The sequence below is a fragment of the Nitrosospira sp. Is2 genome (assembly GCF_033095785.1).
GTDB lineage: Bacteria > Pseudomonadota > Gammaproteobacteria > Burkholderiales > Nitrosomonadaceae > Nitrosospira.
Genome location: NZ_CP137134.1, coordinates 2957340 through 2970785, shown reverse-complemented (window position 1 = coordinate 2970785; position 13446 = coordinate 2957340). Strand labels below are relative to the sequence as shown.

The following is a 13446-nucleotide window of genomic DNA, read 5'->3' as shown; positions in this document are numbered from 1 at the left end:
GAAATACATCTATAGCGAATTACGCTAATGGCATCATATGGCGGTGGAAACCAGCGTCAAATTGTCACATGCAACAAATTGTCACATTCGTCAATATGCCACATTGATTTTCACATATTGATAATGAATACTCTGACATCGGACTGGCTCATGGACTTACCGATGTTGATGCTGTTTTGATTTCTCACAACAACTCTGATGAGAGAGGCGGTATGAGAAAAATGTTTCAGCTTGCGTTATGTGTTGGCGGCATCGCATCTGTGCCGGCAACGGCCCACGTGGGCTATACCGGCCGCAATTTCGGCACATTCGATGATTCATATGCTATATTGACCCTGTCTAATCAGGCCGTTAGCGGAAACTACGGCTGGATAGACGGAACAGACACGGACTTTGGCGATGCGCATAAAACGCTTGCCTATCGCTTCACCCTGCTCAACCCCACGGACGTCACCCTTAGCTTCGAGAGTCAGGCCTTCACTTCCCCCACTCTCGGCGCTCCCCCGTAATAGGAGGTTTGCTGCCGGGTTTTTCGCTTTTTCAGGGTCTTGCCCACGTCAAGCCGATAAGCGCCGATTATGACTCTTCCGATATATCCAAGGCCTACCCGCCCGTTAACACCGAGGGCGCATTCAGGGCACTGAACGACTGGAAGATTGGAAATGACCCCGACACCACCAACGGCATACCGGCTGCGTTAAGTTTTTTAAAATTCATCGGTCATGCCTATGACGGTTCAGGCTTCGGTTCCGATGGCATCGCCGATGGCAAGGTTTCCCACACTTTCACGAACCTGGCAGCGGGCGACTATTCCGTATTCATGGGCGGATCGGACTACCTCGCGCAGGATATCTTCAATCCGAATCTTCTGAGTAAATACGGAGTAAGCGGCACATTGGTGGCCGATGTCGTGCCGGAGCCGGAAACGTATGCCATGTTCCTGGCTGGGCTGGGCCTCATGAGCTATCGTCCGCCGGCGGAAGAAGGGTTTGCCACAGCAGTAATCAGTTACCTATTACGAGCACTTGAGCCGATGGATAGGCGACGTGCCGTCGGGTTTGTTAATTTAGGACGGGTGAATGAACCCGGGCGCGCATTCTGTTCAAATTGTACTTAATGCCACCATGTAAAGAAGTCCGGAGCGATAATATCGCTGCCGGACCGGGGGTGTCATCTTCGACGAGGGGGGGCAAGTCGGACACCCAATGTCATTTTGCCTTATGCATAAAATTTGCTCCGTTCGCTGGCTCACATAAACACGAAACTTATGGATGATGCCAGGCCGGAGAGGCTACAATTTATCCCACATCACATCGCGCTGCTTCTTTGCTGCGGCGGTAAGCAATTCGATCAGTGGCAGGGCCCGATCCCTCAGGCTTACATTGTGATCATTATCCCGAGGTCCGGCTGCCGTCTCTGCCCCGGCTTGTGCGCTGGCCGAGGTCTTCTCCCCCTCGAGCGCCCGCGTTAAGCGCTCGAGTGCGGCAGGCACATCGTCCGCCTGAATCGCGCTGGGCACGGTACCACTGTGGCCCATCATCTTCAGCAGCTGCTGGGCCACGTCGCCGAACATGATTATGTCGGCGTACGCATCGGTTTTGAACGCTACCAGCATCAGGCGACTCCCCGTCTCCCCAAGGAATCATGCTCGAACCTGCGACGTGCGCGGGCCGCAAACCCCACGATAGCCAAGCCCATCATCAGCATCGCCGCAACTTCAGGTTCAGGCACGGCCGCAGCGAACTCTGCAGCAAGAATGCCGTGCGCTCGGGTAGTCGGATGGAAGTCATCCCAGTAAAGATGAGCGTTAGGATTCCCGCAGGGAATGGATAGCGACGATAAACACTCATCCATCGGATTGACAAATCCATAAGCGGCGGGATTTGCCACAACGCTGCTGAAAAAAGAGAAGGTATCAAAGCGAAAAATATCCGCTTCTGGAACGCTTGAGCTTATGGTATTCAGTTGAGTGGTTAACTCATTGTTAAAAACTATCGAAAAAGCCCGAGCCTCGGCCCTCACCGCATCGCTCTCTCCTGCAACAAATGGATTAAGGCTCAGGTCAGGCAGATTGGGCACGAGAAAATGCTGAGCACCCGCTGCAGCCAGCGCGCTCACATATCCCCCTATGTTTTGCGCTGCGACAACCGGAGAATCGCTTGTCAAATAGTCGTTCGCCCCGCCCCAAATGAAATACAGGGCATTCGGATCGGCTTTGCCCGACGAGTCGCGGTTATACATTTCCAGTTCCTGTTTCATGCCAGGGAGTTCAATCACGCCTCCCGGATTGAAGCCGCCGTTCTCTCCCCCGCTACCTGCCCCTGCTACCGCATAGCTGCGGAAATTCGTGCTCGTGACTCCTGCGGGAAAAAGAATTGCCGCCAGCTGTTCGGAGGCAACCGGGCCGTTGGATATGCGTCCGTCATCATAGGGGGGGCAAAAATGAAAGGGGTCACAATTATTTCCAAGTATCTTGTACAGGCTCGTCACAGCCGAGGGACTATCACCCGCGTCGCTCAAACTGTCTCCGAACGCGTAAAGACTGGTGAATGGCGCGGCCCAGGCATTGGCGCCTGAAAGCAACAATGCGGAAATCGCGACCAAGGTCATGCTTACTTTCATAATCGTTCTCCACTCTTAATGTTATTGTTATCGGGGACCCCCGGTGATTAGGCCGCCCCGGCTACGGGCCGTATACTAGGACTAGGCCCGAGCGTACGTTCACGATTCATCCTGAAGCCCACCATGCTGCTTCAACGTCTACTCAAACCCAAACTGTTGATCAATCCCGCTCACTGAGCAAATACCCTATCAAAATCCCGATACCGACCGCCAATCCGATGGTCTGCCAGGCATTTTCGTGGACGTATTCATCGGTTGCGCGTGCGGCGGTTTTCGATTTATCAATTATCGAATCCTCGAAGTCTTCCAGATATTCCTTCGCCTGCTTCAAGTTCTGTTCAATCTTGGTACGCAAAGCTTGCGCAGTCCCGCCGCTTTCGTTGCTCACTGTTTTCATCAATTCTTCTGTATCAGCGATCACCGAGTGAAAATCCTTAATGAGCTTGTCTTTATTTTCTTTAATAACTCTCGCCATCACACCCTCCTATAAAAATAAAACGATCGCGCTGTTCAATGTTAAAAGTGACAGACGCTGATATTGGTCAAATCTGGTTCTTCTGTTAATCTATATTGATGCGCCACCATGGAATACTCGGCATCTGCGGCTCGCAATTTGCCATTTATCGCGCACTCCGTCCTTGTCTTCCTTGGGTCTCCCTTATCTCTGGCATCGCGTTGGCATCGCTTCGCGCTCTACCCCTTGTTTTATATTTCTTTTCCGACGTTTAGTCTGTCTGCCACCGCACATACAGTTGCATACGCCGGGCGGTAGTCTATAGCCGTGCTGTTTCAGCGGCGCCCCTTCTCCTCTCCGACTCCTTACTTGCGTAAGTAACGTCAGATAGAGTACCGGGCGCATCCAGTACCAGGCATTGTTCAGTGCTCCTTAAAGCGAACAGCCTTTGTACTTTGTAAACCCAGATCAGCGAACCGAGGAAGCGAATGTCAAACTTACATACCCCCAAGCGAAACCTTTTTCTGGCTGCCCTACCCGAAACGGATTATGAGCGCCTTAAATGCTGCCTTGAACTTGTGTCGCTCCCTCAAGGCTGGACAGTCTATGAAAACGGTGGGGAATTGGACCTTGTTTATTTTCCTACCACGAGCGTCATTTCACTGTTTGCTGCTAGCGGTAACGGAGACTCGACCGCAATTGCCGTGATCGGAAATGAGGGGGTTTTCGGCATTTCCATGCTAATGGGTCGGAAAAACACGCCGAGTCTGGCGATGGTCCAAACGGCCGGGTACAGTTATCTCCTTAAGGCAGCCCATCTGAGACAAGAGTTCGAGCTCGGCAGTCCGCTACGTTGCTTGCTCCAAAGCTACACCCAAAGTCTGATGACAAAAATTGCCCACGCCGCAATCGGTACCCTGAAGCCGGCTTTCAAAACCAGCTTGCCTCTTGTCTGCTCGACCAGTTCTTCAGCCTGAGCGACTGGCACGACTTACACGGGAGCCTATCCTACCGCGCGAGGGATAGATACACCTGGATTCCGGAGTCATCGCTACAAACCGATTCACCCTCGTGCTCCCTCCCGAGAAACGAGGGTGAGGAAAGTCGGTCTCTGCCCCCCTCGAAACCGTCGTTATGCGCATCAACCGCAATGAATAAGTTGAAGACAATTGAGCGTTCCCAAGGAGCCGTTCTTCTGTCGACCTTCCCTACCAGCCTGAAGTTGCTTCGGTTCCTCACTCAGCCTTTCCCCTTTTCATGCCTCAATCCGGACTTCCACAGCATGGGAGACGCGATCGTCGACCAGCGCGATGAAATTGTCCGATTGCTCGGCTCCATCAATGGCAATACCCGCCTTGCCCGCTCCGCCCTGAGACCGCATGACCGTGATATGGTAGTTGGTTTCCCCATAGCGATAGTCCACCGTAAAGCTGTCCCAGTCGCTTGGCAGGCGAGGATCGAGACGCAGCTTCCGTTCCTCCAGTGTAACGCCCAGAAGCGTTTCCAGCATCAACCGATATAACCAGCCGGCGGAGCCGGTGTACCAGGACCAGCCGCCACGGCCGACATGTGGAGAAACCGCGTAGACATCGGCTGAAACGACATATGGTTCAACTTTATAAATAGATACCATTTCCGGGGTTTGCGTATGATTGACCGGGTTGATCATGGCAAGTAATTCCCAGGCACGCTCATGATCTCCCAGCATCGCGAACGCCATCGTCGTCCATAGCGCTGCGTGGGTATACTGGCCCCCATTCTCCCGCACGCCGGGCACATAGCCTTTTATATACCCGGGATTCAAAGGCGATTGATCGAACGGCGGATCGAGAAGTTGAATCAGCTTCGCGTCGCGCCGGACGAGATGCTGGTTTACCGCTTCCATGGCTTGGCGCTGGCGTTCTTCGCTGCCAGCTCCGGACAACACTGACCAGCTCTGGGCAACTGCGTCGATCCGGCATTCCGGGTTACTGGTGGACCCGAGCGGCGTACCATCATCGAAATAGGCGCGCAGGTACCAGTTGCCATCCCAGGTATGCTGTTCAATATTGCTCCGTAAAACGCCGGCCTCCTTCCGACACCTGGCGGCAAAGGCCGCGTCCCCATGTTGCACGGCAAGCTCCGAAAATTGGATGAGTATGTCATATAAGAAAAAGGCCAGCCACACACTCTCGCCCCGCCCATGGAATCCGACCAGGTTCATTCCATCATTCCAATCGCCGGTACCCATCAATGGAAGACCGTGTTGGCCGAATCGCAAACCATGCACAACCGAGCGCACGCAATGCTCATAAAAGGTCGAAGTCTGCTCGGAATGAATCGGAAGGTCGTAGTAGGACTCTTCGTCCGGACCGACAGGACGGCCTTCCAGATAGGAGACGGTCTCATCCAGCACCCCCATGTCGCCGGTGGTGGTAATATAACGGCACGCGGCCAAGGGCAACCACAGATAGTCGTCCGAACACCGGCTGCGGATACCCCGCCCGCCTGGGGGATGCCACCAATGCTGGACATCCCCTTCGACAAACTGGCGCGACGCCGAGCGGAGAAGATGTTCTCGCACCAGCGCCGGCTCAGCGTGCACGAGGGCCATCACATCCTGCAACTGATCCCGAAATCCGAAAGCGCCGCCTGACTGGTAATACCCGCTGCGTCCCCACAGACGGCAGGCCATCACCTGATATACCAGCCAGCCATTTATCATCACGTTTACGGATGGATCAGGCGTCTTCACCTGTATCTTGCCAAGGGTATGCACCCAATAGCGGTGCACCGCTTCCAGAACCTCATATGCAACCGCCTGTCCACGGAAACGTTGTGCAACGTTTAAGGCATCTCCCGCATCGAGTCCGGCTCCTAACCGGAATACAATCCGGCGCGTTCGACCGTCGAGCAACTCGAACCCTACCCGGATAGCGCCGCAGGGATCAAGCCCGGGGCCTACCCGCCCCGAGAGGTCTTTTGACGCCATCGCCGCCGGATCGCTCAATCTGCCATTGCGCCCGATAAACTCTGTCCGGTCGCAGGTGATACTTCTTGCCTTATCGTCGACGTCGAAGAAAGCGACACGGCCAGTAAATTCATTGTTGTATGGGTTGCGGGCAAGCAGGATGCCGCTGCTCTCATCGATTTCCGTCACGACGTGCATTCTGCCTTTCTCGGGGAGGTCCCCCAGCACCCATTCAATACATCCGGTCGCCGAGAGCTTGCGCAATCGTCCTGAATCATTATGCACGGTCAACACCGCGAACTTCACAGGCGCATCCGGCGCGATGTATACCAGCAGCTCCGAGCGAATGCCGCCCTCGGTATGCTCAAAGGCACTGTAGCCAAATCCATGCCGGGTGACATACGATGACGCGCCGCGTTTCGGCAGAGGCGATGGCGACCAGAAATACCCATTTTCTTCGTCCCGGAGATAATATGCTTCTCCGCCTGGATCGCAAATCGGATCGTTGTTCCACGGCGTCAGCCGAAACTCATGCGCATTATCACACCAGGTGTATGCCTGGCCGCTTTCTGAGATGACGGTCCCCAGTTGCGGGTTGGCGATTACGTTGACCCACGGCACGGGTGTCATCTGACCCGGCTCCATCGTGATGACATATTCGCGGCCGTCTGCGGTGAATCCCCCGAGACCGTTGAAGAAAAGCAGTTCGCGGTGTGGCAATGGCGATTCCTGTGCGGGAACGGACCGGCGGACCGGTAAAGTTCTGGGAGGCGCCACGGGCAACTCTGTCGGAACGCGGCGGGTTAACTGCTCAGCCAGACTGCCCTTGGTATCGAGAATGATCACGCGCGCCGCTGTCTGCAACAGGATACGATCCTCGGAAGCGATCTGCTCGGCGCGGCGGATAAAAATGCCTCCCGGACGGTCAAGTACATGCGCTTCAGCACTGCCGGCCACGAGTCCCATGATGTGGTCATGCAAGATTTGGCGGTAGCTTGAGTGATCCTCATTCCAGATCACGAGATCGACAGCCAGTCCCTTCACGCGCCAGTAGGCGTGCGCTTGTATCAGCTGGCGCACCAGTTGAATACTTCCTGAGTCACTGATCTGCAACAGAACGATCGGCAGATCGCCTGAAATCGCATACCCCCACAATCCTGACTGGCTCCGCTGGTTTTTGGCCAGCACTGCTGCTTCCGCACGCAAATAAGTATTTGCATACAGCACCGAGCCGGCCAGCCGGCCGAACATTTGCGCATCCGCTTCGGTCGCGTTGAGTTGGCGCAATACGACCAGACTGTGCGTCCAGGCCAGATCGAAGACGCGATTTTTCAAATGCTGATCCTGGTATTTCTCCACCAGATGCATGACGGCGTGACGGGAATCGCCAGCCCCGGTGACAATGTCGATGGTTGCGGATTCGCCCGGCTCGATGGCGACGACCTTGCGAATCGCGACGATCGGGTCCAGCACAGAACCAGCGCTGCCGGAGAGCGGAGCAGGATCAGTTAAGGCAAGCGGTGTGGATACATCGTTTCCCCGGCCGATAAAAGCCTTGCGGTCGGTCTCGTACGAAACTTGTTCCGTCGCCACGCCATGCACGGTCATCAGATGCAGCATCCACGGAACCAGATCGGTGTGCGAACGGGGACGCCGGCTGCAGAGAATCGCATGCCGGTCAGGCAATATCTCTGTTTGTACAAAAAGATTGCCAAACGCCGGAGCCTGGGCATCAGCCGACGGTGGCGCAAGCACGACCTCGGCATAAGAGGTGATCTCGATCGAGCGTCGGGTCCAGGCCCTATTGGTAATACGAATGCGGCGTATCTCTATGTCATCTTCCGGCGATACTGTAATTTCAGTGTGAGTGTCAAAATCGAGGTCGCGCCTCCGGAATTCGACCCGGCCTTCGGAAAAGATGACCCCATAGCGCTTCGGCTCTTTACATGTCGGCTGGTACGTGTTCGACCAGAACTCTCCAGTCGCGACATCCCGTAGATAACAAAAATTTCCCCAGTTATCGCAGGTACTGTCTTCCCGCCAGCGAGTAACTGCAAGATCCTTCCATCGGCTTCTTCCTCCTCCGCTATTGGTTACCATAACGTGATAGCGGCCGTTGGACAGTAGCTGCACCTCGGGTACCGGCGTATTTGCGCTTGAGAGCATTCGCATCGGCATTTCGGGAAGCTCCTTGACCACTTTCACATCAGGGAGTTCGGCACCCGGCGAGCGGATAACGGTAGCTTTGGGAATCCGTTCCTGAAGCAATAACATGGTTGCCCGAAACAGGGGCTCGGACGTGAAGCGCCGTTGCATTGGCTTATCCAGCAGCAGATATGCCAATGACAACAGGCTCATGCCCTGGTGATGGGCCATGAATGAACGCACCACGGCACGGGTTTCGCCGCGCCTTAGCCGAGACGGGGTATAATCCACAGCCTCGTAAAACCCGAATCTGCCAGCCATATCCTGGCTTGCCATGTGCTGAAGATTAGCGCACGCAGCTTCGGCCTCGACCATTAGTCCCAAGACACAAGCATATGGCGCAATGACCAGATCTTCGCCCAGGCCGCGCTTGAGTCCCAGTCCGGGAACCCCGAATGCGCGGTACTGATAGTTGAATTGAACGTCGACAGCGTTATAACCCGATTCCGAGATCCCCCAGGGAACGCGACGTTCCTCGCCATAGGCGATCTGCCGTTTCACGGCCGCCTTGCACGTCTGGTCAAGCAGCGTGTTATCAAAGGTCGGCATTATCAGCAGCGGCATGAGGTACTCGAACATGGAACCGCTCCATGACAGCAATGCCGCTTCTCCACCGTACGTGGTGAGTAAACGCCCCAGCGCGAACCAGCTTTCCTGTGGAAGTTCCCCTTGCGCAATCGCCACAAAATTGCATAGCCTCGCCTCGGACGCGAGCAGATCATAGTAACTGTTATCGAGTCGATGTTCGCCGACGTTGTAACCGATTGCGAGCTGCCGTTGAGCAGGATTGAACAGGAACCCATACTTCATCTGCGCCATCTCGCCTGCCTGGAACGCCAGTTGTTCCATCGTCGCTGCCCAGTCGCGTGCAAGTTCGCTGCCCTGATCGGCAAGCTGACGCAGTGAGGGTACTCCCAAAGCTTGCGTAGCCTCATTTTCATCCGCCATCGCACCGGTTAATAAGGGCTGCGGCAAAAGATCGATCAATTCCCTGAACGCACTTTCGCATTGCCTGTTCAAAGCGTTTGCCCATTCGATGGCCTCGGGAATGGCGGGACCCGGTGAGTGCGCGGAAAGCTCGCGAACAACCTCTCTGGAGCAACTCGACAGCCAGTCAAGATCGGCTCGCGCACGGGTAATGGTGACTGGGCGAACTTCGTTTGCGTTTACGAGAGCCTGTTCGAACTGAGCCAGGGACGCCGCAGCTGCTGTACCGGCTGACTCCCGAAGAATATGAAACGTTTCACCCAAACCCAGAAATACTTGTTCCCGAATAACCGGCATATCGATTATTTCCAGCAGCCCGGCGCGTAACGTGAGCAGGTGGCCCCCGAGGTTACCGCTATCCACCGTTGAGACGTAGCGGGTCAGCGGGGCTTTGGTCTGAGTGTCATACCAGTTGTAAAAATGGCCGGCGTACCGTTCCAATGTTTCCATCGACTGCAGCGTATTCGTCGTTCGCTCCACGAGTTGCCCCGTACTGGCATATCCAAAATCATAGGCAGCGAGATTGGCCAGGAGCGACAAACCCATGTTGGTGGGCGATGTCCGATGCGCAACGGTCGGAACCGGATGCTCCTGGAAGTTATCAGGGGGCAGCCAATTGTCTTTTGGGCCGACGAAGGTCTCGAAAAAGAACCAGGTTCTGCGCGCAACCTGTCGTAAAAAAAATAGCTGCGCAACGCTTAATTCCGCAGTCCGTGGCGGAAGCGGCCGGCTTATCCACCAGGCAACAACAGGAAAAGCACCCCATAACAACAACAATGGCATTGCAACGATTAAAGTTAAAGGCGTTGAAACCACTATTCCAGCCGCTGCTCCTACGGCAGTCATGGGTGCAATCCACATTTCCCTGAATGCCTGAGCGATGCTGGCCCGGCGGGGCTGCGTCACCGCTGATTCCGCCTCGCGCTCGACTTCGTGCGAGGGATTCCACTCAAGCAACCGGCGGCGCGTAATGAACAGTCGCACGTGGGTCCGGAATATCGCGTCAAGACTGAAATAAGCCTCATACGGAAGGGAAGCCAGCGTAAACAGGACTTGGCTAAAATTCCGTTTTGCCGTACGCCAGGTGAGGATGAGGTGCTGCCTCCATGGGACTTCAACCGGCTTGCTGGACAACTCGGAAACTGCGGCTGTAACGGCGGGAACGACGAGTACGGCAATTACCACGGCAGTCCAGAACACGGGGTCCGTCGAGACCACCCATCCGAGCAGGGCCAATAGGAGCAAGGCCGGAGGCACAAGGCTGCGACGAAGATTATCCAGCAGTTTCCAGCGCGATAATGTCGACAGCATATTGGGCTGGTAGCCCCCGTGGGGGCCGGGTACGCGCCATAACAGCCAGCTTGCGAGTTGCCAATCCCCACGTATCCACCGGTGCCGTCTGTTAACATCCGCGCGATAGCTGGATGGAAATTCTTCGTACAACTGAACATCACTCAGTAAACCTGCCCGGGTGTAACATCCCTCCAGCAGGTCATGGCTTAAAATGCGATTTTCAGGAAAGCGGCGGCATAACACCCCCTCAAACGCGTCCACGTCATAAATGCCCTTGCCGATGAACGACCCTTCGTGGAACAGATCCTGGTATACATCCGAGACGATCCGGGTGTAGGGATCAATGCCCGCCTCTCCGCCAAAAAGACGCGCATATTCCGAGCGGTTCGTGCTGGACAGACTCACCCCAATCCTTGGCTGCAGAATCCCATATCCCTCGGTAACGAGGACGTCATCTCCTCCTGCGGAGCTTGGGTCAAACCGAGGCTGATTCAATGGATGAGCCATGGCACCCACCAATTGATGGGCTACATCGCGCGGAAGTTGCGTATCGGTATCCAGGGTGATGACATACTTGATGTCAGGTAACACCGCTGTGTTGCCTGTGATTACGGAAAATGCGTCACGCCCGCCTCCGCGCAAAAAAGTGTTCAAGTCAGCGAGCTTCCCGCGCTTTCGCTCGTAACCCATCCAGAGCTGTTCGTGGGGATTCCATCGGCGGGGACGATGAAACAGGAAAAATGCATCACGCTTATCGATCTTCGTGGAGTCAACTGTTTTATCCACGTCATCACCCGTGCCGACAGCATATTTTTTATTCAGTGCTTCGATACCCGTTTGCGCGAACTGCAACAAAGACTCGTCTTCCGCAAGCTTTTCCTGGACCGCGTCCCGAAAATCACTCAACAGGGCGAAATAAAGGTTATTGCCCTGGTTGGCCAGAAATTTAACTTCAAGCGCTTCGATAAGGCGATTCACCTCTGACTCGTCTGTCAGGATCGTTGGAACCACCACAAGTGTCGGAAACACGGATGGAATCCCCTTGGAGAAATCCATGCGTGGCAGCGAATGCGGCGACACCAGGAGAGAAGCGGTCCAGTTAACCAGCGCTACGGCAAGCTGACTCATCGCAAGTAACGACAGAATCGCCATCAGCCCCCATAGCCACCCCTTCGCGCCTTCCGCATGCGCTTCCGTGATGAGGTTTCCAGCCATTACCAGTGTGATCAGCGCGATTGGACCGAGGTAACTCAACAGCGGGTGGCGCCGACCTATCCGACAAAATTGCTCTAATATCGAGAATTGAACCTGTGCAACTGTCTCAAGGTGCGCGGACCCCTTATCGACCAGATAAAATCCGACGTGCGCCCTCACGTTACCATTTCCGTTCCCCTCACCCTCCCGTGCCAACCGAACTGCTTCACGCGCCACCTCAACTTCGGACAACGGGCTTGCCTTGGCCAAACGCTCTACCGCATGCCGATAGCGATCACGGCTGGAAAAATCCATGCGACCATAGCTGCCTCCCGGATCCTCGCGCAAGATTTTTTCAACGATACTGACGGTTTCGACAAACTCGCGCCAGTCGATTGCGCCCAGGGCGCGTAAACTATGGATGCTGTTGGAGATGGAAACCTGATCGGCCGCTTGTTGCTGATTCCCCAGTTGCACCATTTGATCGATGGTCTGATTCGATTCGGCAAGCCTTTGCTCAATCCACGTTAACGGAAGCGCCAGCGAGGGTCCCTGACCCTGCAGACGGCGGGCCAATTCCGAAATAAAAGAAGCGGTCATCGGGGGATCGGATCTGGCCATATCGGCAATCACCAGGACCAGACTCTTCGGATCTTTATCGGCGACGCGTGTGATTTCGTCGGCCCAGCTATCGGCGAGACTACGGTCTATTCTCCCGGCGGCCACACGGACGCCGACGCGACGGAGATTTTCGATCAGCGACAACCTCAACATGATCGGAATTGCCCATAGCTCTCCCAATCTAAGGTTCGCGACCGTCTGATAAGCGGCGATGAAACGCCTGAGACTCTCCGTATCGACCCTGCCATCGCCATGCGAAACCGCCTGCAGCGCAATGTCATAAACCCGGGGAAGACCGGCGGACGTCCCGGTTGCCAGAATCGGCAATTCGCGGCTATAACTCTTGGGAAGGTGACGCTTTGCGAGGCGAATCTGCTCTTCTATGAGATAAAAATTGTCGTAAAGCCATTCACCCGCAGGGGTTAACAGCTGGTCCGCCGCCGCGGCTTCCGTCAGTACCCTCCCGATATCGAATAACTTGCTCTCGTTCTCATCCAGTCGCGCCAGCAGCTGATCCGTGCCCCGGCCAGACGCCAATTCGTGAGAGGCCGCAAGGATACCGCCGTACAGCTCCATCTGATCAGCGCTGAACAACTCGGATCGTAAAGGCAATTCTTCCCTGATCGGCACCCGCCGACTCCGGGTACTACGAAAGCGAGTCGCGAAGCGAAGCAAAAGCTCAGAAACAGTCATGCCGCCAGCCTTGAAGTTGAATATTGCGCTGCACTACACCCGTGGTGGTGATCGTCCCGGCGCTGGCAGAAGAGCACGCAGAACTGCAGCCATGCGCCATTGTCGCGATGACCGCGGCACGCGCCAACACGCTATTACCTACGCAGCGTCCAGTCCGCTCTCGACCCCGAAACAATGAATAGGAATAAAAAAGGAAGAGGTGATGTGGAATATTGTCGAACTCCCTCTTGAAAGCGGTAAGCAGAAATTGTTGCGAAAGGAGAGCTGTACCGCCCGGTCTCCACCGCTTCTTATCTGAGTGGCATGCAATACACTAGAGACGGCAGATCATCCTACCCTGCGCTTGTATCGCGTTCAGCTGGATCGTGCCGGAATGTTCCGCGCGGAGCTTCCAGCTTCCTTTGCAATTCGTGCCGGGCCATCGATG

Annotated in this window: 7 protein-coding genes; 3 read left to right on the top strand and 4 right to left on the bottom strand. The window is 55.3% G+C overall.

Annotated features, from left to right (window positions below):
* Window positions 1-212: 212 nt before the first annotated feature.
* A complete protein-coding gene (locus R5L00_RS13030; protein WP_317652178.1) occupies window positions 213-509 on the top strand; it encodes a hypothetical protein in 297 nt (98 codons plus the stop codon).
* Window positions 510-517: 8 nt separating this feature from the next.
* Window positions 518-1117, top strand: a complete 600-nt coding sequence (locus tag R5L00_RS13025) for a PEP-CTERM sorting domain-containing protein (protein ID WP_317652176.1) — start codon at window positions 518-520, stop codon at window positions 1115-1117.
* Window positions 1118-1291: 174 nt separating this feature from the next.
* Here R5L00_RS13025 and R5L00_RS13020 read toward each other — a convergent pair whose 3' ends face one another.
* The 3 genes from R5L00_RS13020 to R5L00_RS13010 all read right to left on the bottom strand — a co-directional run bounded on the left by R5L00_RS13020 (window position 1292) and on the right by R5L00_RS13010 (window position 3097).
* Complete coding sequence (locus R5L00_RS13020) at window positions 1292-1615, bottom strand: DUF1840 domain-containing protein (RefSeq protein WP_107693325.1); 324 nt, start codon at window positions 1613-1615, stop codon at window positions 1292-1294.
* Window positions 1615-2622 (bottom strand): SGNH/GDSL hydrolase family protein, encoded by a 1008-nt coding sequence (locus tag R5L00_RS13015; protein ID WP_317652173.1) that lies wholly within the window; start codon window positions 2620-2622, stop codon window positions 1615-1617. Before R5L00_RS13015 ends, R5L00_RS13020 begins: the two co-directional genes overlap by 1 nt.
* A 160-nt stretch (window positions 2623-2782) precedes the next feature.
* Window positions 2783-3097, bottom strand: a complete 315-nt coding sequence (locus R5L00_RS13010) for a YqjD family protein (RefSeq protein ID WP_317652171.1) — start codon at window positions 3095-3097, stop codon at window positions 2783-2785.
* A gap of 467 nt (window positions 3098-3564) precedes the next feature.
* Here R5L00_RS13010 and R5L00_RS13005 point away from each other — a divergent pair, with 467 nt between their 5' ends.
* Window positions 3565-4053, top strand: a complete 489-nt coding sequence (locus tag R5L00_RS13005) for a Crp/Fnr family transcriptional regulator (protein ID WP_317652169.1) — start codon at window positions 3565-3567, stop codon at window positions 4051-4053.
* 278 nt (window positions 4054-4331) lie between these two features.
* Here R5L00_RS13005 and R5L00_RS13000 read toward each other — a convergent pair whose 3' ends face one another.
* Window positions 4332-13019 carry a GH36-type glycosyl hydrolase domain-containing protein gene (locus tag R5L00_RS13000; protein ID WP_411555564.1) on the bottom strand — a complete coding sequence of 2896 codons (8688 nt, stop codon included), beginning with the start codon at window positions 13017-13019 and terminating at the stop codon, window positions 4332-4334.
* Window positions 13020-13446 lie beyond the last annotated feature (427 nt).